We start from the raw sequence: 22,611 nt of genomic DNA on the forward strand, positions 1-22,611 counted from the left end.
ATGGTGTCAAAGCACTTGCTGGGAAAATTGCAGGCGATGCAGATTGGCATACGCGCCGTTGGCATCCAATAATTGCTGGTGATTGCCGGTTTCCATTATTTTCCCATGTGACAATACCACGATACGGTCCGCCCGTTCAATTGTTGATAGCCGATGAGCAATAACCAATGTAGTTTTACCTTGCATCAGGTGCTCCAGTGCCGCTTGTACGGCCCGTTCCGCCTCGGTATCCAGTGCCGAGGTTGCTTCATCGAGAATCAGGATGGGTGCATCCTTGTAGATCGCGCGGGCGATGGCCACGCGTTGGCGCTGGCCGCCGGACAGGCGCGAGCCGTTGTCACCCAGGCGCGTTTCCAGGCCGTCTGGCAAGCCATCGATGACATCAGACAGGAAAGCGGCCGCAGCGGCCGCTTCGACGCGCCGCCGGTCAGGGGCTGCATCGCCGTACGCGATATTGGCGGCCAGGGTATCGTCGAACAACACGACCTGCTGACTGACCATGGCGATCTGGCTGCGCAGGCTGGTGAGGGAGATGGCATCGATATTCTGCCCATCGAGCAAGATTTCACCACTGCTGGCAGAGTAAAAACCGGGTAGCAGACTGACCAGGGTCGATTTGCCGCCGCCGGACATGCCGACAAAGGCGACCGTTTGTCCTGGCGCAATGCTCAGGTCGATGTGTCGCAGGGCCGCTTCCTGATGTCCGGGGTAGGCAAAGCTCACATCCTTGAAGTCGATGCGGCCTTTGCTGCGACCGGCGAGTGGCTGGCCGCCCGTGCGTTCCGGAGTCTTGTCGATCAGCTGGAAGACTTCCTCGGCGGCGGCCATGCCGCGCTGCAGGGGACCGTTGACTTCGGCCAGTTGTTTCAAGGGCGTCAGCAGCATCAGCATGGCGGTGATGAAGGAAACAAAACCACCGACCGTGATCTGGCCCTGCTCCGACTGGAACAGGGCCATCACGATGACCAGGGCCACGGCGGCGGCCGTGATCACCTGCGTGATGGGCACGGTGGCAGAAAAGGTCGTCGTCATGCGCATGCTGTAGCGGCGCAATTGTTCGGCGCGCTCTTCGAAGCGGGCCTTTTCGTATTCCTGGCCACCGAAGATCTTGATCACCTGCTGCGCGCGCGTGGTTTCCTCGATGACCTGGGTCAGTTCGGCATTGACGGCCAGCGAGTCGCGGTTGAGTTTTTTCAGGCGCTTGCCCGTGGTACGCACGACGATGGTCAGCACGGGCAGCAGCACCAGGGTCACCAGGGTCAGTGCCCAGTTCAGGTACAGCAGCCACGCCAGCAGGCCCAGCACCGTCAGCGAGGAGCGCACGATCGAGGTAAACACCTTGGTCACCATTTCAATGATCTGCTGCACTTCGAACATGATGGAATTGATGACTTTGCCCACCGTGTGCGTGTTGTAGAAGTCGATGGGCAAGTTGAGCATGCTGGCAAACATTCTGCGCCGCAACTCGTTAAGGATGCGCGTGGAGACATAGCTCATCAGGTAGCTGCTGGCAAAGGTCGAGGTACCGCGTATGGCAAAGATGCCGATGACGATCAGCGGCACCAGCCAGAAGGAAAAACTCACCTTGCCGCCAAAACCATTGTCGAGCAGCAGCTTGAGCGCATACGGCAACAGTGGTTCCGTGGCCGCCGTGACGACCATCGCCAGCAGGGCCAGGGCCAAGTGTTTTTTATAGGGCGCGTGTAGCGCGGTGAGGCGCTTCAGGTCGGGCGTGAGCATCGGTATGGTTCCTGGCAAGCAAGGCAAAACGGTCAGGTGGAAAGTGAACTCAGCTCGTGTGCTCTTGCTGGCGCAACATGGCCCACAATATCACCATCGGGAAAAGCAGCATGATGATGCCGATATTCAGGGTGAGCGAGCTCGTTGTCAGGCCGAAAATCATATAGCAGGTGCACAGTACCACGCCACCCAGTGCATAAGGGCGGGCCGCCGTCGTGCAGTGGCGCAGTGCGCCGGCAAACATGACCAGCGGCAGCAAGAAGAAGGCCAGGAGGACCGCTAGGCCCGTCAGGCCGCGCTTAACCAGCGCATCAAAGTAGTCGTTGTGCGCATTGGTGTGCTTGAGGATGCTCTTGTTCATCTTGCCCTGATCGGCCAGTGACTGTTTCGCCGCCATGTAGCCGTCGCGGCCCATGCCGAACCAGATGTGCTGAGTCGACATGGTTACCGCCGTGCGCCACATTTCAAAGCGTTGCCCGATCGAGGTGGTGACATTATCCATTTCGTTAAATTTCTGCACGTCGTCGACAGCCACTTCTACGCGCTCGCGCAAGGGGGAGTTGGGCAGCGTGTAAGCCAGGGCGCTGACGGCAATGAAGACGGCCAGGATGGCGGGAAGGTAGTACTTGCCGCGACCCTTGGCATATTGGCATGCAAAGATGCAGACGCAGATCGGCAGCACCAGCCAGCCGCCGCGGCTTCCGCTGACGATTGAGCCGGCGACGCCAGCGATGCCGCCTGTGACCAGTAGCGCCATCCAGGCGCGGTGATGGCGCTGTTGGCGGGCCCAGCTCAGGCCGCACAGCGATAGTATGCCCAGAAGGATGCTGACGTTGCCATAGTGGATGGCGTTGCTTGTGGCCGCCTGCGGCCGTTCCATGTGCAGGATTAAGAGTTGCCACAAGCCCAGTGCCGCGCCGCCGATTGCACCAATGGCCAGGCCGCCCCACCAGGCCTCTGCCCGGGGCGGGTATGCCAGCAGCAGCAGCATGACGGGTACGGCCAGCAGTGCCCGCAATGGCATATCGAGTTCACGGGCCGGATCTGCGTGGTACAGCATGTTGGCAGAGAAAACACAGAAATACAGCAACAGGGTGCCCAGCAGCAGATAATCCTGGCGTTGCAGGTTCAGGCGCGGACGTTTCCACAGCAGGCAGGTGCTGGCCAGCAGGAGAACCAGCGCGCCAAGGGAATATCCGCTGGTGACAGCCAGTGCCAATGCCAAAAAAAGAAAAACAGAAACAGAAGTCAGGCCGAGCATGAAAATCCTTGGTAACGCACGTCGTTGCCATTCTGGCAACTGTAGCAACATAAAGTAGGCGTCATTGTAATCGAAGGCCGCGGCAAAAACGCCCCTGGAAATTTTCGATTTGATAACTATATGGGCGGTCTCAAGGGGGGAATGAAAAAAACCATGGTTTTTAGCCATGGTTTTTTTGTAAGCAATGGTAACTTGCTGTTATTTTGCTAATGCAGCAAGGCCTGTCATGTGACTCAGGCGATGACTGGCACGCGGGTGGCCACGCCGGTGGCGATGGCCGCTTGCGACACGGCGGGCGCGACCCAGCTGCGCAGACGTTCGTCGAACGGCGACGGAATCAGTTGCAGCGGCGTCAGCGCACTGCTCTCATGACCCGGTAACGGCTCTTTGGCCAGTGCGGCGATGGCGCGCACGCAGGCCAGCTTCATCTCTTCGTTGATGGTGGTGGCGCCCACGTCAAGCGCGCCACGGAAGATGTACGGGAAGCACAGCACGTTGTTGATCTGGTTAGGGTAGTCCGAGCGGCCCGTGGCCACGATGGCGTCGTCGCGCACTGCGTGGACTTTTTCCGGGGCGATTTCCGGATGCGGATTGGCCAGGGCGAAGATCAGCGGCTTGGCGGCCATCGATTCGACCATCTGCGCGCTGACCACGCCACCCTTCGAGACGCCGATGAAGATGTCGGCACCGACCATGGCGTCGGCCAGGTCGCGGTCGCTTGTGTCGTTCGCGTAGCGCGCCTTGTTCTCTTCCATGTTGGCATCGCGGCCCGGGTAGATCACGCCCTGGCTGTCGCATACCTTCAGCAGCGACTTGTTCAGGCCCAGCGAGACGAGCAGGTCCAGGCAGGCGATCGACGCCGCGCCGGCGCCCGAGACGGCCACTTTCACGTTGCCGATATCCTTGCCCACCAATTCCAGGCCGTTCAGGATGCCGGCCGCAACGATGATGGCTGTGCCATGCTGGTCGTCGTGGAAGACTGGAATGTTCATGCGCTTGCGCAATTGCTGTTCGATATAGAAGCAGTCCGGCGCCTTGATGTCTTCCAGGTTGATGCCGCCGAAGGTCGGCTCCATGCGCACCACGGTGTCGATGAACAGGTCGGGATCGTTCTCGGCCAGTTCGATGTCGAACACATCGACGTCGGCAAATTGCTTGAACAGGCAGGCCTTGCCTTCCATCACCGGTTTGCTGGCCAGCGGACCGATATCGCCCAGGCCCAGTACGGCCGTGCCATTGGTGATCACGGCCACCAGGTTGCTGCGCGAGGTGTAGGTGCCGGCCGTGCGCGGATCTTCCACGATGGCTTCGCAGGCGAAGGCCACGCCCGGCGAGTACGCCAGGGTCAGCGCGCGGGCGTCGCCCAGCGGTTTGGTTGGCGTCACGGAAATCTTGCCGGCGCGAGGTTCGGCGTGATAGGCGAGAGCGGCTTCTTTCAGGTTGAAGGTTTCGCCGTTCTGTTCGGCGTGCTTGCTGTGGGAAGTAGACATAAGAATTCTGGGAAGGGCATACAGGGCCCGAGTGGTCAATCCGGGCCATGTTATGCAAGCGTTTGCACGCTGTCAAGGCTCGTTTGTGGGGAAGTCGAGCAAAACCGCTTTGGAGAGCACGTTTATCTCAATGCAAGCGTTTGCTCGGTTTTTAACGGAAAGCGGATTATTTGCGATAAAATTAGCGTATTGCGATCCGGGAAGCCCATGACAAACAAGAACCCCACCTTAAGCGACGTCGCGCGGGCCAGCGGTGTGCACTTTTCCACCGTCTCGCGCGTGATGAACCCGGAAACGCGGCAAATGGTCAGCGCCGAGGTGGCCGCGCGCGTGCTGGCCGAAGCGGGTCGGCTCGGCTATCGGCCAAACCGCGCCGCCTCCACCCTCGTCACGCGCAAGTCGCGCATCATCGGCGTGGTCTTGCCTGACATTACCAACGCGGTTTTCCCGCCTATCCTGCTGGGCATCGAGGAAGGCTTGCGCAAGCATGGCTACCTGGCCATCGTCGCCAATGTCGGCGCTGACGAGGAAGAGCAATTGTTCGTCATCAATCGCCTGCTGGGGCAGCAGGTTGATGGCCTGATCCTGGCCACGGCTCGCCGCGACGATCCCGTCATCAAGATGTGCATCGACCAGAATGTGCCCGTCGTCACCGTCAACCGCAGTGACGAGACGGGCGTCGCTTCCTGCGTCGTCAGCGACGACGTGGTCGGCATGCGCCTGGCAGTGGACCACTTGCTGGCCCTGGGCCACCGCCATATCGCGCACATCGCGGGACCGGAAAACCTGTCTACCGGTCACGTGCGCCGCCTCGGTTTCCTGGCCGCCATCCAGGCCAGCGAACTCGATCCCTCACAAGCCTTCGTGTTTGAAAGCAGTGGTTATTCGCGCGAATGTGGCAAGGCGGCCCTGCTGGCACTGCTGCGCCAGTCCCCGCAGACGACGGCCGTGGTGACGGGCAGCGACCTGGTGGCCCTCGGCTGCTACGACGCCATCCGCGAACTGGGCTTGAGCTGCCCCGAAGATATTTCCGTGGTGGGACACAACGACATGCCGTACATGGACATGATCCGTCCGCCCCTGACCACTATCCGCATCCGTCACCACGGCATCGGCACGGAAGCGGCCCGGCTGATCCTGCAAACCATAGCCTCGTCCGATTCCCCGGTGCTCGACGTGCGCCTGAAACCCGAACTGGTGGTGCGCGAATCGACGGCCGCCCCCAGAGGCTGATGCAACGCCTGGGGCCGCGCCGCTGCAAGGTGGTACACTGGCGCCCCTCAACGTAATTTGCCCGCCATCGCCATGACCAAAACCAACACGCCTTCCCCGAAACGCCGCGAAGAGGGCGTCGCCAAGCTGACCGTCAATCCCTTCCTCGACGCCGAATTTTACGCGCGCATGCGCGACTACACGGAGCGCGATGCAGCCATCATCAAGGAATTGAAAGCGATCGCCGAGATCCGTGCCGGCAACAAGCAAGCCGATCCCCGCCTGGCGCCGTCGTTGGCTGCGCTGCGCAGCACCGTCAAAAAGGGCCTGAGCTTCGGCGACATGCTCGAGCGTATGGCGGCCGGCAAGGAAAAAGGCTTGTGGGAGCCGTGGATGACGACCTTTGGCATCGAAATCCGCGCCGTCAATTATGGCGCCGGCCCGCGCAACGCTTGCCTGGTGCTGGACCTGGCCGCCAATGCCCCCGCACACGCGATGTTCGCCAAGGCTGGCATCCAGAACTGGCGCAGCCTGGCCGCCGACGACTGCTCCGTCGTGCGCTCGGAAAAGGCAACGGAAACCACGCCCTTGAAAGTGTATGCCGTGTTTTACCTGGACCCATTGCCAGCCTGAACCAGCAGCACCAGTGCCAGCACGATCAGCATCACGCCCGACAGCCGTTCCAGCGACGGCAGCGCGCGCGCAAAGCGCTGCCGCAGGGCGCTGCTGCCGATAGCCAGCGCCACCGCCATATCCCACGCCAGCACGGCAAAGACCATCCATGCGCCATACGCCACCATCGCAGCGGGACTCGTCTGCCTGCCGGCCAGCACGGTGGCCAGGCTGACATAGAACAGCGCATTCTTCGGGTTCAGGATGGCGGAGACAAATCCCATCACGACACCGCCGCGCCAGCGCGCCTTGCCTGCGGCGGGCTTTGCATCCAGGCTGCTCTTGCCTGCATGGCGCAAGAACAGCCAGCCCAGGTACAGCAGATAGGCGCATCCTGCCAGGCGCACCACCATGAATGCCGTACTGCCCGCCTGCAGCACCGATAGTCCCCCAAACGCCGCCGCGATAAACACCGCATTTGCTGCGGTAATGCCCATGCAGGTGCCGGCGGCGCCGCGCCAGCCGTGGGCCAGCGAAGTGCGCGCGATCAGGAAAAAATCGGGACCGGGCGACAGCAGGGAGAGAAAGTGGGCGGCGGCGATGAAGAAGAAATCGTGCATGGAGTTCGGCTCCGGCTATAGGGATGCGCGAGTATGCAGGGGCCGGCGACAGCCTGTATTGAAGAAAATTGCAGGCGCTTCAGCTGTCCTGGCGGCGATAGCGCCCCGGCGTGATGCCCGCATGCGCCTTGAAGACGCGCTGCAGATGGCTCTGGTCGGCAAAGCCCAGCTCATGCGCCAGCTGCGCCAAAGCCGTCCCTGCCTGCAAGCGGCTGCGCGCGCGGTTGACGCTCAGGTTCAGCTGATAGGCATGCGGCGTCATGCCAGTGGTGGCGCGAAAAGCGCGGATCAATTGATAAGGGCTCAGGCCTGCCGCTTCCGCCAGTTGTCGCAGGCTGGCCGAGGGCTGCGCCTGCAGCGTTGCGAGCACGGGCGCCAACTGCTGCGGCACCGGCTTGCGTTCCGATGGCAGCAGGTCTGCACGGGCGCAGGCGCAGGTGCCCAGGAACGCCAGCAGCGCCGCATCCTTCTCCGCCGCGCCGGCCCTGGAAAACAGCAGCGCATTCATGGCGCAAAACTGCGCGTACAGCAGCGGGCAGTGCAACACCGCCGCCGTGTCGCCATCGAGCGCCGGCGCGTGTGCTTGCAGCCACCGCGCATCGAGATGCAGCATCTGGTAGCTCCAGGGGGTGCCAGGGAGGGGATTGCAGGCGTGCACGCAGCCGGCCGGCACCAGCACCAGGCTGCCAATGCCGAGTGCGACCTTGCCGTCTTTGCTGCCCGTAAAGATGCTGCCGCCCGCATCGACGGCGCCGATGGAAAACGTGGGATGGCTGTGGGGCTTGTAGCACGCCCGGCTGTGGCAGGCGCGCCGGCTTTCCACGTGGGGCAGAAACGGGTCGCGCCAGAAGGCGGTGGTGCCGGGCATGGCTACATCAAAATCACGTCGTATTGCTTTTTAGTGTCTATTGGCATCTATTGATCAAAATTCTGCCGACCGCTGCTAAAAATCAAAATAATAGAAATTTGCTGGCTGCATCGAAGCAACTGCCGAGCACCCTAGGCATAACATCAGAAGCACCGGAGCTAAGACAGCCGTCGGCACAAGTGAGGCCATGGAACGAATCTTGTCTACCTGATCAAATGGATGCAGCAGCAGCACACCTATACCGAGAAGAACAGGTATGGTAGCAGCGGCAGGCCAATTGCCAAAGCTGCCTCGAGAGAAGCTGCCGACGACAACGTCATAGGCCACGGATATAGAAGGGGATCTAAAAATTACCGTAAGTAAACTCCAGATCAGGAAAGTGCAGAGTATGCAAAGCCACCGCTTCCATCCCGAGGCGGCGGCTGCAAAACGCCTATAGCCGCTGGCGGTTTCTGCGACCATAACAAGTCCGTGGGCTAGTCCCCAAAGAACAAAAGTCCATGCAGCACCATGCCACAATCCGGAAACCCCCATGGTGAAGACGATAGAGAGGTGGCGAGAATACTTGTACAGATAGCCATGCAGCGGCTTGAACACGTAATCGCGCAACCAGAAACTCAGGGTCATGTGCCAACGCTGCCAAACCTCGCTCATCGAGACCGAGCAATAGGGCGAGTGAAAATTTGCAGGGAATGCGATCCCCAGCATGCCGGCCAGAGCGATTGCCATGTCGGAATAGGCACTAAAATCGCAATAGATTTGTATCGTGAAACCGAATATCGCCGCCACGCCCTCCCAGCCAGATAAGGTAGTATGCGCCGCATAAGCCTGGTCGACAAAAGCCCCGATAGGATCGGCCACCAGCACCTTTTTCAGTATGCCGACCGTAAACAGGGCTAAATTGGGCATGAGATTGGCGCTTGCAATCCTCATCTGCTGCAGCTGCGGCAGGATGTGGCGCGCACGGAGAATCGGACCTGCGATGAGGTGAGGAAAAAAAGTCAAATACACAGCCGTCGGCCAGAAGCCGGGCGGCCTCTCCTGAGGCTGGCGTGCCGTATCGACGAGATAACTAATTATGGTGAAAGTAACAAACGAAATGCCGAGCGGCAACGCCCAGCCGAGTTGCGGAGTCTGGATACCTGAAATGTTCTCAATGGTCTCAAATAAGAAGTCGGCGTACTTGTAAAGTAAAAGCGGAATCAAGGATACGAACACGCAAAGCGCCAGCTTGCTCCGATCATGCCAAACGAGCCGCAGCATCCACCAGCAGCCAACAATCATCGCGACCAGCAACAGAACAGCGGGCGGATACCACCAAGCGTAAAAGACCAGGCTAGAGATGGTGACGTAGCTGAGTTGCAAACGCTTGGGACAAAAGGAAAAAATAGTGCAAAAAATCAGGAAAAACAGCAGGAACGAAGGCAGCTGAAACAACATCGACTGTTACTCCTGAGCGGGAAGCAAATACGGCCTAAGTACATCCGTCATAATTTGGAATGCCTTTGCGTTAGGGTGGACATCATTATTGGCAACCCAGTAGCTTTCGGCAGGTTCTTTCCGAAGAGTTGGCAGTGGATCCAGGAAAATCCAGCCACGCTTTTCACTTTCCGCGCGCATGATATTGGTTGCAAAGTCGAAATTGTATGGCTGGAAACTGTGTGGCTCCGGAATCATCATTACCAGCACTCGATAGCCATGCTTCGCTTGATCCGCCTTCAGCCGGTCAAGCGCCGCGTCCATGGCAGCGCGGCCAGCGCCTGTAGCCCACATCTTTTCATAGGCTGCAATCAATCCTGCTTGGCCAGGAGTATTACTCGAAGCAATTTCGATGAAGGAAACGAGCAGAGCATAGGCTTGGCTGTTACGCACCAGCCATCCGGCCTGGCCAGTATCCTGCACAGCCGGGGCACGTGCAGTAGCCAGCACGATGACCGTATCCGGGCGTACTCTGTCAGCGTACCTTAGCCAGTTGGCAACAATCTGCGTCATGTTCATGTTGCCGACACCTGTCGTCATTACCTCGGTCCCCGAGCCGAGCCGACTAGCGAGTTGACCCCGCAACGTTTCATCCTCAGGAAGGCCCCAACCCATGGCAATAGAGTCCCCAGCAATGACAACCTTATGCCTGCCGAAAGTTGATAGGTCCGGCTCAGGCCCGCGCATGCCGAGCGAATTAATGGAGACCTCGACCCCTTGCAGCAAAGCAGATGCGCCAGGAATGTGCTCATGGCCAATGAGAGGGTCGGCACTATTGCGCTTTAGCAGCGTTGCATAACGCCACATCTCGATTAGATAATTCTGCTGCGAGGAGGTTGCCACGCGCACCAACCCCTCCACTGCCGCGCAGGCCAGCAGCAGACCAAAAAGCACGAGGCCAGTTCCCGAGAGGAGCCTCTTCATGAGAGATTTTCGACTGTTCACGCTTAAAACACCGCGTATACGAATGGCGCCCAAGACGAATTAGCCAACACGACAAAAAGGACAGCGAATAGCAGTATTACCACCAAGAATGGAATTAATATCAACCTCGATTTGCTACTAAAAAGGAATCCAAAAAGGTCTTGCAAGAATTTCACAAAATTACTCCACTATGTAGTCAATCTAAAATGAGAAGGGATGAATTGATATTAAATTTATTTGAAATCGCAGGAAATAATCTTTATGTAGACTGGAAATCTGCCATCAGCTCCTGAATTCATAGCAACTATTCTTATCATCCGTTGTCGATCCTGTCAAATTAAATTAGTCTCGGGACGTATGTGCGTCCATGATGCGCAACAGAGTGCGGCACGAGTCCGCCGCTAAGTACAAGCTTGTGAACTGTAAGCACCACCTTTAGCGATTGATGCAGCCAGTGGCAAGCGAAGACACACGCCGACACAATCGAATACAGCAATCCTAATCTATCTGAAGATCAAGTCCCTCGGTCGGCCAGTCTCCGACCAGACCAGGCAATTGTATTATGACGCATGCAACGGTGATCCTCCCAGCAAATGATCGCGTTCAAAGGTGGAAATTTTCAAACTCAGATTTTTGAAAGTTCTGCATGAAGACCTTCCGTCTTACCGATAGCCCGATCATCGCCATCCTCAAGCAAGTCGAGGATGGCTCGCCAGTGCCTGAACTTTGCCGCGAGCACGGTATTATCCATTCCACGTTCTACAAGTCGCCCCCCCCAAGTTCGGCGGCATGGATGCCTCGCTGATGGCCCGCATGAAGGGACTGGAAGATGAAAATCGGCGCCTGAACAAGATGTGCGCCGAGGAGCGCTTGAAGGCCAAGATCGTTGTGGTGGCCCTGGCAAAAAAGTGATGAAGCCATCTCGCCAGCGTGAGATGGCGCGTCACTACGTTGAGGCAGGTCGCATGAGCGTCCGGCCCACTTGCCTGGTGGGCTGTAAGAATTTATGGGTGAAACGGGATCATAAAATAATACCGACAGGGATGTTCCATGACCGATGTAATGACCAACAAGAAGCCCAGAAAGATACAGTGTCGACCGGGGTATCGAAAACAGCATGCACTGGGTGCTTGATGTCGCATTCCGCGAGGACGATTGCCGCAACCGGGGTGGCGAAGGGGGCGCAAAATTCCGCCATCTTGCGTCGAATAGCACTCAGTTTATTAAAAAATGAAAAAACGACCAAGTTCGGCATCGCTATCCAACGCTTAAAAGCCGGTTGGAGTGCCGACTATCCCGCCAAGGTTTTGGGCTTGCCGACCTGATGCTTCATGCAATTGCTCTGCAAGCTACTATGACTGGCCTTGCGCAATATTAAAAAATATTGGAAGATGTTGTAGCGCATGTGGAAACTGTCAGCCAACCAGTTTGCCGTCATGTACGGCGAACGCTACACATACGCGAATAACTAAAACCCGGCCCCGCATATCCACAGAATTCCCTACACGTCCGCTGGTTAACCTTTCAAAATCAGCGAAGTTTGCATCGATAGTGGAATACCCCAATCTGATGCGGTATCACCAACGCTGTCATGACGCAGCAGGCGCAAAGACAGTTGGCACAGTGCGCCGAGTGCTTCACGCTGCAAGTGCAAGTGCAAGTTTGGCGCAGGCGTTCTAGCCACCTGAAAGGCTCTTAGTGAATCCGGTCTGAATTGCAATGCATGCAACTTCAGCCTCCGCCGACTGAGATATGAAAACTGTAAAGAGGAATAAACGTGAGTAACAGAGTTTTTGGTTTAGTTTGGTGCCTCATCATCGGCTCTCTCTCTCTCCGGCCTTTGCTGCACGGAGAAACCGTGCATGTGCCGCCAGCGGTTGTTGCAGTGCTGCTCGCACTGATCGCCCTTGCTGCGCCGGGTCTTCTTGATCGACCAAACAGATTATGGACATATTTTGGAAAAAAATTACATGCAGCAACCAGCAACGTTGCGCTTTTCGTGATTTATTTTTTCTTTCTTACTCCAGGGGCAGCACTGTTGCGTCTGTGTGGTCGCAGACAGCTAAAACTGCAATTTGATTCAAAGACGCAAACATACTGGACCGAGCGCACTTCGGGCGACACGAACTTCAACCACCCATATTAAGCATACATTCAATGCAAATTCTCGGTATCTCCGCATACTATCACGATAGCGCCGCCGCCTTAATCCGTGATGGTATCGTTGTGGCAGCCGCACAGGAAGAACGTTTCACTCGAAAAAAGCAGGATTCAGATTTCCCTCGCACCGCAACTCGTTTCTGTCTTGAAGCAGCACAAGGCTCTGCGATCGATCACGTCGTCTTTTATGATAAACCCCTCCTCAAGTTCGAGCGCCTTCTAGAAACATATCTCAGCTTTGCCCCGAAGGGGTACGCCTCCTTCCGTGCCGGCTTACCGGTCTGGGCGAAGGAGAAACTGTTTCAGCGATCATTGCTCACAAAGGAACTGAACGCCCTTGCACCCGGCCGATTTACTTCTGATGAGTTGCTATTTTCAGAACATCATCTAAGCCATGCAGCCTCCGCCTTTTATCCCTCGCCCTTTGATGAGGCAGTGGTGCTGACCATGGACGGCGTGGGAGAATGGGCGACCACATCGGTGGCAATCGGTCATGGCTCGGAACTGAAAATCATCCGCGATCTAGTCTTTCCCCATTCGCTTGGACTTCTGTATTCCGCATTTACTACCTATTCAGGTTTCCGAGTAAATTCTGGTGAATACAAGCTAATGGGCCTCGCCCCCTACGGGAAACCACGATTTAGCAGAATCATTCGCGAACACCTAATTGATGTAAAGGAAGATGGCAGCTTCCGATTGAATCAGAAATACTTCAACTACTGCACCGGGTTGAGCATGACAAATTCCCGCTTCCATAAGCTATTCGGTCGTCCACCTCGATTACCGGAGAGCCCGCTCGAAGACTTTTATGCCGACATAGCAGCTTCGATCCAGGAAGTAACGGAAGACATCATTCTTCGCATGACTAGGGCACTGGCACAAGAAACCGGCCAGAAGAATCTCTGTCTGGCTGGAGGAGTAGCGCTTAACTGCGTAGCCAATGGCAAGATCGCCGCTGATGGTGCATTCGAGAATATTTGGATTCAACCCGCTGCCGGCGATGCTGGTGGAGCACTTGGTGCCGCACTTGCTGCCTACCATCTCCATGTCAAGGCGCCGCGCCAGGTGACTTTTCCAGATGCGATGAACGCTAGCGCACTGGGTCCAGAATTCTCACCCAGCCAGATCGACGCTGCGCTATCGGCAGTCGGGGCGCGTTTCACTATTGTCCCGAATGAGGTATTATTTGATGAGACAGCTCAGGCGCTGGCAGCTGGCGAAGTGGTTGGCTGGTTTCAAGGACGAATGGAGTTTGGTCCTCGTGCCCTCGGCAATCGCTCTATCCTGGGGGATCCACGCAGATCCGATATGCAGAAGAAACTCAATCTCAAGATTAAATTCCGAGAGAGTTTTCGGCCCTTTGCTCCATCAGTTTTAGCAGAGGCAGCAACAGACTGGTTCGATATGAGCGCACCGGCCTCTCCATACATGCTGACCGTTTCTACGGTAGCGGAAAAACATCGAAAAATATCGGCGCAGCATGCAGCGGAACATCACGCATTAAAAGACCAACATCTGGTACGTTCCGTCATTCCTGCAGTGACGCACACAGATTTTTCTGCCCGTGTGCAGACTGTTCACGCCGAACAGAGCCCCCGTTATCACGCACTTCTAAAGGCATTCGAAAGACATACTGGCTGCCCTGTGTTAATCAATACCAGCTTTAATGTACGGAATGAACCGATTGTTTGCACACCGAAAGATGCATTCGACTGTTTTATGGCTACTGATATGGATCGCTTAGTTGTTGGGAACTTCGTGATGCGCAAAGTAGAACAGGATCACACGTTATCTACGAATTATGCCTCCCGTTTCGAAATGGATTAACATGAGTGAGAAATCAAATTCCTCGCAATTCCAGTCAAAACTCCGTCCATATCTAATTAGATTATTTCAGGTTTTCATCGTTATCTGTTTAGTCGATGGGCTTTTCGATATAATTTATCCAGTAGCGACAGTCGCCCAAAAAAAAATTGGCAGCGTAATTTCCGAGATTAAAAATTCTGGGCCGATGGAACTCAATGAATCCCAGGAAGTTATAATTCCGGCCTCAGGCTTTCCCTTTCGGAATGAACCAGGAATTCGGAACATTGTTTCCGAATATCATTCAAAAAGTATTAATGTAACTGCAGATGGTCTGCGCTACAACGGTCAGGCACCTCCAGAGAAGGTGAATTACGTTGGCTTCCTGCTCGGCTCATCAACTGCATTCGGATACGGTGTCGCCGATAATCAGACTATTGCCGCACATCTAGAGCGAGCATTGAATCATACTCAAATTTATAATTATGCAGGTTTAGCCCAACCCGTCCCTGATAATATATTGCGCTGGTACGATTTGCAGAAGAGAAACGGAAAACCAGATTTTTTCATTCTCGCTGGCGTAAACTACCAGTTATACAATGATTGCCAGCCAATTCCGAGGACGTACATACCGGCAAGTCTGCAGTCAAACATTTTTTTATATCTAACTGACAAGCTTATCGGCAAGCTCTCAAACGAGAAAATTATGCCTTGTGCCTCCAGTGAAAGTTTGGAACTAGCCGTCCGAAACTCCATACTTTCTATAGAAAATGCGGTTACATTCGCTCGTAAAAATGGGGTCCCTTTTTATATAATTAATCTTCCAAGTCCTTATGACGCCAATGTCAATGTCGACAATATTTTAAATGCTGCCAATACAGCAGATTATATATCAATGCGAAAAGTATTTAGTCACTACCATGAAGAGTTGACCAAGCTCGATATTCCGGAGTTTATCGATCTATCCCGTGCACTACCAGCTGATAAAACTTACTTTCTAGATATGGGAGGACATCTCTCAAAGGAAGGAAACAGGCTTATTTCAGAGAAAATTTTTGACCACATCTGGGGCAACAAAAGCCAAGTGGCGACACGCTTCCCCCAGCACACCCAATCCACCGGATATATCGGCTTAACACTTTAGTATTGTTTTGGCGTCATCGGTTTATGCGTTTTTGGCTGAATTTTCCTTGTCTTGGATAGTCACATAAGTATCACGTCGTACTGCTCCTGGTGATAGGCGTTCTCCACCTGCAACGAGATTTTTTTGCCGATGAAGTCACCGAGCATGGCCAGGTGCTGCGACTCTTCCTCTAAAAACAGATCGACCACTTCCTGCGAGGCCAGGATGCGGAATTCGCGCGGGTTGAATTGCTTGGCTTCGCGCAGCAGTTCGCGCAGGATTTCATAGCAGATCGTGCGCGAGGTCTTGACTTGTCCCTTGCCGGCGCAGGCGGGGCATGGTTCGCACAGGATGTGGGCCAGCGATTCGCGCGTGCGCTTGCGCGTCATTTCCACCAGGCCCAGCGGCGAGAAATTGCTCACTGAAACCTTGGTGCGGTCGCGCGACAGGGTGCGTTTCAGTTCGGCCAGCACGGCGTTGCGGTGCTCGGCATTGTCCATGTCGATGAAGTCGAGGATGATGATGCCGCCCAGGTTGCGCAGGCGCAGCTGGCGCGCGATGGCGTGCGCCGCTTCCAGGTTGGTCTTGAAAATCGTGTCGGCGAAATTGCGCCCGCCGACAAAGCCACCGGTGTTGACGTCGATGGTGGTCATTGCCTCGGTCTGGTCGACGATCAGGTAGCCGCCCGATTTCAGGTCGACCCTGCGGCCCAGCGCGCGCAAGATTTCTTCTTCTACGCCATATAAATCGAACAGTGGGCGCTCGCCCGTGTAGTGCTGCAGGCGTGTCAGTTCGCTGGGCGTGTAGATTTCCGCGAATTCGCGCAATTTCACATAGTTTTCGCGCGAGTCGACCTGAATGGTGGCCGTTTCATCGCCGACGAAGTCGCGCAGCACGCGCTGCGCCAGGCTCAAGTCCTGATGCAGCAGGCTGGTGGCGGGACGCGTGCGCGCGCCGTGGGTGATCGTGCTCCAGGTCTTGCGCAGGTAGTCGACGTCCGCCTTCAGATCCGCGTCGGATGCGTCTTCAGCCATGGTGCGCACGATATAACCACCCTTTTCATCGGGGGGCAGCAGGCTTTGCAGGCGCACGCGCAGCTGTTCGCGCTCCGCTTCCTTTTCGATTTTCTGCGAAATGCCGATGTGCTTGTCTTGCGGCAGGTACACCAGCATGCGCCCGGCGATGGAAATCTGCGTCGACAGGCGGGCCCCCTTGGTGCCGATAGGGTCCTTGATCACCTGCACCGTCAGCACCTGGCCATCGAAGAGGATTTTTTCGATGGGAGCGGGCGTGGTGTTCTGGCCGTCGTGGCCGCGCGCTTCCCAGATGTCGGCCACGTGCAAGAAGGCGGCGCGCTCCAGGCCGATGTCGATGAAGGCCGACTGCATGCCCGGCAACACCCGTACCACTTTGCCGGAATACACATTGCCAGCCAGGCCGCGCGTGAGCGTGCGCTCGATGTGCAATTCCTGCACGGCGCCCTGCAGGATGAGGGCGACGCGCGTTTCTTGCGGCGTGATATTGATCAGGATGTCTTCGTTCATGGAGGCGCGGGAGTGGAGGCAACGAATGACATCATACCCGGGATCAGGGCAGGGGAAAACCTGCTAGCCTCAGCAACTGTGCAGTTTCGTACAGAGGCAGGCCCATGATGCCGGAATGGCTGCCTTCGATATGCTCGACGAACAGCGCGGCGCTACCCTGGATGCCGTAGCCGCCGGCCTTGTCGTAGGGCTCGGGCGTGGCACAGTAGGCGGCGATGGAGGCGGGCGAGAGCACGCCGAAGCGCACTTGCGACACTTGTGTGCGCTGTTCCGCGAAGTTCTTGTAGTGCACGGCAATCGAGGTGAGCACCTCGTGCGTGCGGCCCGACAGTTGCTGCAGCATTGCCACGGCTTCAGCCCGGTCGGCCGGTTTGCCGAGGATGACGCCGTCGATGGTGACGGTGGTATCGGCCGCCAGCACGGGACGCGGGGTCAGGTGGCGGCGACGCACCAGATCCCAGGCGAAGGCGGCTTTTTCATTCGATACGCGGGCGACATAGTCGAGCGCCGACTCGCCGGCGAGTACTTCCTCGGTGACGTCGGCGCCACGCGGGCCGTCGCTGCGCAGCAGCAGCAATTCGAAATCGATGCCGATCTGGCGCAGCAGTTCGCGCCGGCGCGGACTTTTGGAAGCAAGGTAGATCTTGTGATCAGCCGTTTTCATGTGGAGTTCAGACGCGGTGATAAGGGTGGTTTTGCGTGATCGACCAGGCGCGATAGAGCTGCTCGGCGAGGATCACGCGCACCACGCCGTGCGGCAGGGTCATGCTGGAAATGCGCAGCATGCCTTCGGCACGTGCCTTGAGTTGCGGATCGAGGCCGTCGGCGCCGCCGATCAGGAAAGCGGTGTCGCGGCCATCCTGCTGCCACGCCATCAATTGCTGCGACAGGCCGACGCTGGTCAGGTCCTTGCCGCGTTCGTCGAGGGCGATGATGCGCACGCCCTTGGGCAGGACGGCTTCGATGCGTTCGCGTTCCAGCGCCATCGCCGTCGCGGCGGTCTTGCTGCCGGAACGCTCCACCGGCTTGATTTCTTTCAGCACGATGCGCAATTCCGGCGGCATGCGCTTCGCGTATTCCGCGAAGCCCGTCTCGATCCAGGCCGGCATTTTATGGCCGACCGCAGCGATGATGAGCTGCATCGAGGCTTACGCTTCGACTTTTTTGATACGCTTGATCACGGTTTTTTCCGGTGCAGCATCGGCTGCCGGCTTGGCCGCGCGTGGGGCGCGTACTTTTTTCTCTGGCAGCGCTTTCAAGGCTTTGACGGCAGCCGCTTCGGTCTTGGTTGGCGCGACTTTCACGGTCTTGCCGACGGCTTTGGAAGCGGTGGCTTTTTTCGCCGGGGCTTTCTTGGCGGCGGTGCTGGCCGTGGCTTTCTTGGCCGGCGTCTTTTTCTCGATCACGGGCGTCGCTTCCACATTGGCCTTGCTCGCTGCCAGATGGCCGCTGACCTTCTTCGGCTCGTCGCCGGCGGCTTTTTTCGGCGCGCGCTTGGCGGCACCCAGCTTGACCGGGGTGTCGCCCCAGATTTCTTCCAGGCGGTAGTAGGCGCGGATAGGTGCTTGCATGATGTGGACGATCATGTCGCCCAGATCGACCAGCACCCATTCACCGGTGTCCTCGCCTTCCATGCCGATGATGTCGCCGCCGGCGTCCTTGACCTTGTTGCGCACCGAGGCAGCCAGCGCCTTGGTTTGACGGTTCGAGGTGCCGGAAACGATCGCGATGCGGTCGAACAGGCTGGTCAGGTGACTCGTTTCGAAGACAGCGATGTCTTGGCCTTTGACGTCTTCAAGGGCGTCAACGACGAGGGTTTGCAGTTTTTTGATGTCCATTTAGCTTTTGTATAAATTATGTTGTTCAATATAGTCTAGCACTAGCGGGGAAACAAGCGAGTTTGCCCGATTCCCCCGTTGTAATGCCGCACGTATTTCGGTGGCGGAGATATCCACCGCGAAGTCCTGTGCCAGATAAGTCAGACCGTGCGGCGTGTTGCGGATGCTTTCCAGTGCCCCCAGGCGGCGCGAAAATTCTTCGGCGACCATTTGCGGCACTGCGGTGTCATTCAGCGCGAAGCCGGGGCGGGCCGCGACGCAGATATGCGCGTATTCAAATAATTGCTGCCATTCGCGCCAGGTCGCGAGCCGCTGCAGCTGGTCGGCACCCATCAGAAAAACGATGGAGGCGCGCGCTCCCAACTCGGCGCGTACCTGGCGCAAGGTATCGATGGTATAGCTGGCCTGGCCATGTTCACTGCGCGCAATTTCCTGGCGGTCGATCACGACCGGCAGTGGCAGGCCGGAAAACGCCAGGCTGGCCATTTCGGCGCGCTGCTGGCCGGTGGCGCCCAGCTGACTCTTTTGCCATGGCGCGCCGGCCGGAATTACGCGCAGTTCATCGGCGTGCAGCAGGCTGGAAAAATGCGTCCCCAGCGCGACATGGCCCATATGCACCGGATCGTAGCTGCCACCGAGTAGCGCTACGCATGGGGTACTGCCCGCTGCGCCAGCCGCCGTGCCAGGTGCCGTCACGCCTGCAGCCAGTCGCGATGCACGAGGAAGTCAGTATACAACGCCGCTTCGGGACTGCCCGCTTCCGGGTGCCAGTCGTAGCGCCACTTGACCACGGGCGGCATCGACATCAGGATCGCTTCGGTGCGGCCGCCCGACTGCAGGCCGAACAGGGTGCCACGGTCGAAGACCAGGTTGAACTCGACATAACGTCCGCGCCGGTAGCACTGGAAATCGCGTTCGCGTTCGCCGTAGGGCGTATCCTTGCGCCGCGCCAGGATCGGCACATAGGCGTGTATGAAGGCGTCGCCGGCGCTGCGCAACATCGCAAAGCTGTCGTCAAAGCCCAGGGCATTGAAATCGTCGAAGAAAATCCCGCCCGCGCCGCGCGCTTCGCGCCGGTGCTTGAGGTAGAAATAATCATCGCACCACTGCTTGAATTGCGGATGCAGTTCGTCGCCAAACGGCGCCAGCGCATCATGGCACACCTGATGAAAGTGCTTCACGTCGCCCGCGTCGCCATAATATGGCGTCAGGTCCATGCCGCCGCCAAACCACCATACGGCTTCGCCACCGGCATTGACGGTGCTGAAAAAACGCACGTTCATGTGCACCGTGGGCGCATACGGATTACGCGGATGCAGCACCAGCGACACGCCCATCGCTTCCCATGCCTTGCCGCCGAGCTCAGGGCGCGCGGCCGCTGCAGAAGGCGGCAATGCGGCGCCGGTGACGTGCGAAAAATTCACGCCGCCCCGCTCGAATACATTGCCTTCCTCGATCAGCCGCGAAATGCCGCCGCCGCCTTCGGGGCGCTGCCAGCTATCGGTCAGGAAGGGCTTGCCGTCCTGTGCTTCGAGCGCCTGCACGATACGGCTTTGCAAATCGAGCAAATAGGCCTTGACGGCCGAAGGAGAGGGAGTTGACGACATCGCGTGGGCCGACGAGGCCGAAATAAAAAAGTAAGGACGGATTGTACCCTGTTACGCGTTTTTGTGATAGGGCGGCGCTTGCGCTGTGCGCTTCTGCCGTGCGTTTGTGCTGTGATTCAGCGCACCGGTGGCGTGGCGGCGTCCTGCACCACCGTGATGGACAGGTCCGCGCCGGCGCCGGGCAAGCGCGCACTCTCCACGGCGTGCGCGGCGCGCTGTTGCAAGTCGGGCCGTTCGACGCCCTGCTCAGCGACGGGGACTGCGGCGGCAGAGGGCGCCGGCCTGGAGACGATGGCGCGGCCGGCAAAGGCCATTAGCAACAGTAGCAGGGCTGCCATCACCCACGTTCCCGGGCGCGCGTAGATGGGGCCCTCCTGGCGGGCCTGGCGCGCGGCGGCGTCGACGATGATGCGGCCCAGCTCCGAGCCATGCTGGCGCGTGCGCAGTACCTCGAATTGCTGCGCCGTCACGGTGCCTTGCCGCAGCATCTCGCGCAGGGCGGCAATCGGCGAGGCGAGCAGGCGATCCGCAGGCAAGCTGGCGTGGGCGGCGTCGCGCTGCCACTGGTTGATCAGGTCTTCGTCGTACAGGGTGTCGATGGCCTGGCGGTTGAGCAGATTGAGCGCGTCGGCGGCCAGTCGCTGGCGTTCGAGCAGGTCCGCGCCGCCATGCTGCCGCGACAGGTCCTGTACGCGCCGCAGGAAGCCGTCCTGTGGCAGCAGGTCGGTGCGCAGCAGCCATGCCAGGGTGTCGGCCAGACCTGCGCCGGCGGCAAGTCGTGGCATGTCGATGTCGTCTTCCTCGTCGAGGGCGAGGATTTCCAGTTCGGCCATCGCCTCGTCGAACTCTATGGCGGTGATCAGGCCAAGTTGGCGCAGTTCGCCGAGGGCAGGAGGAATGTGGCTGGTCATGGGCTGGAACTGTGTCTGAAAGGCAAAATTTTAGCGCATGGCCTATTTTTCCGGCGCGCCGATGAAAACAGGGCCGGGCAGATCATCTCTGCGCCGGCCCTTCCATTTTGCCATCAATGGGCGTGCTTAGTGCCTGGTGCTTAGTGCTTCAGGCCGCGCCAGCCGATGTCGCGGCGGTACTGCGCGCCGTCGAAATGAATTTTTTCAACGGTTTCATACGCCTGTTTCTGCGCCATCTTGATGCTGTCGCCCAGGCCCACCACGCACAGCACGCGGCCGCCGTTGGTGACCAGGCGTTCGCCTTCGATGCGGGTGCCCGCATGGAAGGTGATGGCGTCTGGCGTTTCGGCCGGGATGTCGCCGATGGACGTGCCTTTGACAGGGTCGTCCGGGTAGCCGGCGGCGGCCATGACGACGCCAACGGCCGTGCGGCGGTCCCATTCCAGTTCCACGGCGTCGAGCGTGCCGTTGACGGCGTGTTCCATGACGGTGACCAGGTCGGTTTTCAGGCGCGCCATGATGGGCTGCGTTTCCGGGTCGCCCATGCGGCAGTTGAATTCCAGGGTCTTCGGCGTGCCCTTGTCGTCGATCATCAGACCCGCGTACAGGAAGCCTGTAAACGTGATGCCGTCCTTGGCCATGCCCTGGATGGTCGGCACGATGATCTCGCGCATGACGCGCGCATGCATGGCTGGCGTGACGATGGGCGCAGGCGAATACGCGCCCATGCCGCCCGTGTTCGGGCCCTGGTCTTGGTCCTTCAGGCGTTTATGGTCCTGGCTGGTGGCCAGCGGCAGGATGTTCTTGCCGTCGCACATGACGATGAAGCTCGCTTCTTCGCCGGCCAGGAATTCTTCGATGACGATGCGCGCGCCGGCGTCGCCGAACTGGTTGTCAGACAGCATCATGTCGACTGCCTGATGTGCTTCTTCCAGGGTCATGGCAACGACGACGCCCTTGCCGGCGGCCAGGCCGTCTGCCTTGATGACGATAGGCGCGCCCATGGCGTCGACGTAGGCGTGCGCCGGGGCGACGTCGGAAAAGGTCTGGTAGGCGGCTGTCGGGATGCCGTGGCGCTGCATGAAGGCCTTGGCGAAATCTTTCGACGATTCCAGTTGCGCCGCTTCCTTCGTCGGGCCGAAGATTTTCAGGCCGCGCGAACGGAACAGGTTGACGATACCGGCGGCCAGCGGCACTTCCGGACCGACGACCGTCAGGCCGATGTGTTCCTGTTGAACGAAGTCGGCCAGCAATTGCGGGTCGCTGATGTCGAGATTGACCAGGCGCGCATCGCGCGCGGTGCCGCCGTTGCCCGGCGCGACATACACCATCTGTATGCGTTCGGACTGGGCCAGTTTCCAGGCCAGGGCGTGTTCGCGGCCGCCAGAGCCGACTACCAGAATTTTCATAGGGACCGTT

20 protein-coding genes and 3 pseudogenes are annotated in these 22,611 nt (G+C 58.1%); 7 read left to right on the forward strand and 16 right to left on the reverse strand.

The features are described from left to right. Positions 1 to 6 precede the first annotated feature (6 nt). The 3 genes and pseudogenes from msbA to K0F85_RS03115 form a co-directional block, all read right to left on the reverse strand. Positions 7 to 1,740, reverse strand: coding sequence for a lipid A export permease/ATP-binding protein MsbA (msbA, locus tag K0F85_RS03105; protein ID WP_219114520.1), 1,734 nt, complete (start codon positions 1,738 to 1,740; stop codon positions 7 to 9). A gap of 49 nt (positions 1,741 to 1,789) precedes the next feature. Next, positions 1,790 to 3,169 (reverse strand): O-antigen ligase, encoded by a 1,380-nt coding sequence (locus K0F85_RS03110; RefSeq protein ID WP_257572491.1) that lies wholly within the window; start codon positions 3,167 to 3,169, stop codon positions 1,790 to 1,792. 83 nt (positions 3,170 to 3,252) lie between these two features. Beyond that, a pseudogene (locus K0F85_RS03115) lies at positions 3,253 to 4,491 on the reverse strand (malic enzyme-like NAD(P)-binding protein); the annotation flags it as partial. 207 nt (positions 4,492 to 4,698) lie between these two features. On the opposite strand from K0F85_RS03115, the gene K0F85_RS03120 reads away from it, so the two are divergent. Both K0F85_RS03120 and K0F85_RS03125 read left to right on the forward strand, forming a co-directional pair. Further along, positions 4,699 to 5,724 (forward strand): LacI family DNA-binding transcriptional regulator, encoded by a 1,026-nt coding sequence (locus tag K0F85_RS03120; protein WP_219114522.1) that lies wholly within the window; start codon positions 4,699 to 4,701, stop codon positions 5,722 to 5,724. A gap of 72 nt (positions 5,725 to 5,796) precedes the next feature. Continuing rightward, positions 5,797 to 6,336 carry a hypothetical protein gene (locus K0F85_RS03125; protein ID WP_257572492.1) on the forward strand — a complete coding sequence of 180 codons (540 nt, stop codon included), beginning with the start codon at positions 5,797 to 5,799 and terminating at the stop codon, positions 6,334 to 6,336. Here the strand turns inward: K0F85_RS03125 and K0F85_RS03130 are convergent. The 5 genes from K0F85_RS03130 to K0F85_RS29195 form a co-directional block, all read right to left on the reverse strand. Continuing rightward, a complete protein-coding gene (locus tag K0F85_RS03130) occupies positions 6,312 to 6,935 on the reverse strand; it encodes a LysE family translocator (RefSeq protein ID WP_219114524.1) in 624 nt (207 codons plus the stop codon). The two genes, K0F85_RS03125 and K0F85_RS03130, sit on opposite strands and share 25 nt — an antisense overlap. A 79-nt stretch (positions 6,936 to 7,014) precedes the next feature. Then, on the reverse strand, positions 7,015 to 7,803 hold the full coding sequence (locus tag K0F85_RS03135; RefSeq protein WP_219114525.1) for an AraC family transcriptional regulator: 789 nt from the start codon (positions 7,801 to 7,803) through the stop codon (positions 7,015 to 7,017). A gap of 75 nt (positions 7,804 to 7,878) precedes the next feature. Then, positions 7,879 to 9,243, reverse strand: coding sequence for an MBOAT family protein (locus tag K0F85_RS03140; RefSeq protein ID WP_219114526.1), 1,365 nt, complete (start codon positions 9,241 to 9,243; stop codon positions 7,879 to 7,881). Between the two features lie 6 nt (positions 9,244 to 9,249). Next, positions 9,250 to 10,206: an SGNH/GDSL hydrolase family protein gene (locus tag K0F85_RS03145; protein WP_219114527.1), complete on the reverse strand. Its 957-nt coding sequence runs from the start codon at positions 10,204 to 10,206 to the stop codon at positions 9,250 to 9,252. 23 nt (positions 10,207 to 10,229) lie between these two features. Further along, the gene (locus K0F85_RS29195; RefSeq protein WP_219114528.1) at positions 10,230 to 10,382 is read right to left on the reverse strand and encodes a DUF5989 family protein; all 153 of its coding nucleotides are present in this window, start codon (positions 10,380 to 10,382) and stop codon (positions 10,230 to 10,232) included. Positions 10,383 to 10,852: 470 nt separating this feature from the next. On the opposite strand from K0F85_RS29195, the pseudogene K0F85_RS03155 reads away from it, so the two are divergent. The 5 genes and pseudogenes from K0F85_RS03155 to K0F85_RS03175 form a co-directional block, all read left to right on the forward strand. After that, positions 10,853 to 11,198: pseudogene (locus K0F85_RS03155) on the forward strand (transposase); the annotation flags it as partial. Positions 11,199 to 11,308: 110 nt separating this feature from the next. Beyond that, positions 11,309 to 11,531: pseudogene (locus tag K0F85_RS03160) on the forward strand (transposase); the annotation flags it as partial. A gap of 452 nt (positions 11,532 to 11,983) precedes the next feature. Then, entirely contained in the window at positions 11,984 to 12,352 is a 369-nt protein-coding gene (locus K0F85_RS03165) for an SxtJ family membrane protein (RefSeq protein ID WP_219114529.1), read from the forward strand. Positions 12,353 to 12,363: 11 nt separating this feature from the next. Beyond that, positions 12,364 to 14,193, forward strand: a complete 1,830-nt coding sequence (locus K0F85_RS03170; protein ID WP_219114530.1) for a carbamoyltransferase — start codon at positions 12,364 to 12,366, stop codon at positions 14,191 to 14,193. A gap of 1 nt (position 14,194) precedes the next feature. Continuing rightward, on the forward strand, positions 14,195 to 15,313 hold the full coding sequence (locus K0F85_RS03175) for a hypothetical protein (RefSeq protein WP_219114531.1): 1,119 nt from the start codon (positions 14,195 to 14,197) through the stop codon (positions 15,311 to 15,313). A gap of 59 nt (positions 15,314 to 15,372) precedes the next feature. On the opposite strand, the gene rng is transcribed toward K0F85_RS03175, so the two are convergent. The 8 genes from rng to purD form a co-directional block, all read right to left on the reverse strand. Further along, positions 15,373 to 16,836 carry a ribonuclease G gene (gene rng, locus K0F85_RS03180; protein WP_010401074.1) on the reverse strand — a complete coding sequence of 488 codons (1,464 nt, stop codon included), beginning with the start codon at positions 16,834 to 16,836 and terminating at the stop codon, positions 15,373 to 15,375. Positions 16,837 to 16,879: 43 nt separating this feature from the next. Further along, a complete protein-coding gene (locus K0F85_RS03185; RefSeq protein WP_219114532.1) occupies positions 16,880 to 17,500 on the reverse strand; it encodes a nucleoside triphosphate pyrophosphatase in 621 nt (206 codons plus the stop codon). 7 nt (positions 17,501 to 17,507) lie between these two features. Beyond that, complete coding sequence (rlmH, locus tag K0F85_RS03190) at positions 17,508 to 17,978, reverse strand: 23S rRNA (pseudouridine(1915)-N(3))-methyltransferase RlmH (protein WP_034747108.1); 471 nt, start codon at positions 17,976 to 17,978, stop codon at positions 17,508 to 17,510. Between the two features lie 6 nt (positions 17,979 to 17,984). Then, positions 17,985 to 18,674, reverse strand: a complete 690-nt coding sequence (gene rsfS, locus K0F85_RS03195) for a ribosome silencing factor (RefSeq protein WP_219114533.1) — start codon at positions 18,672 to 18,674, stop codon at positions 17,985 to 17,987. Continuing rightward, complete coding sequence (nadD, locus tag K0F85_RS03200; RefSeq protein ID WP_219114534.1) at positions 18,675 to 19,370, reverse strand: nicotinate-nucleotide adenylyltransferase; 696 nt, start codon at positions 19,368 to 19,370, stop codon at positions 18,675 to 18,677. Then, positions 19,367 to 20,281 (reverse strand): oxygen-dependent coproporphyrinogen oxidase, encoded by a 915-nt coding sequence (hemF, locus tag K0F85_RS03205; protein ID WP_219114535.1) that lies wholly within the window; start codon positions 20,279 to 20,281, stop codon positions 19,367 to 19,369. Before hemF ends, nadD begins: the two co-directional genes overlap by 4 nt. 116 nt (positions 20,282 to 20,397) lie before the next feature. After that, complete coding sequence (locus tag K0F85_RS03210; RefSeq protein ID WP_219114536.1) at positions 20,398 to 21,192, reverse strand: hypothetical protein; 795 nt, start codon at positions 21,190 to 21,192, stop codon at positions 20,398 to 20,400. Between the two features lie 140 nt (positions 21,193 to 21,332). Then, the gene (gene purD, locus K0F85_RS03215; protein WP_219114537.1) at positions 21,333 to 22,601 is read right to left on the reverse strand and encodes a phosphoribosylamine--glycine ligase; all 1,269 of its coding nucleotides are present in this window, start codon (positions 22,599 to 22,601) and stop codon (positions 21,333 to 21,335) included. Positions 22,602 to 22,611: the final 10 nt, after the last annotated feature.

Source organism: Janthinobacterium sp. UMAB-56 (assembly GCF_900095265.1).
In the GTDB taxonomy this organism is placed as follows: domain Bacteria; phylum Pseudomonadota; class Gammaproteobacteria; order Burkholderiales; family Burkholderiaceae_D; genus Janthinobacterium.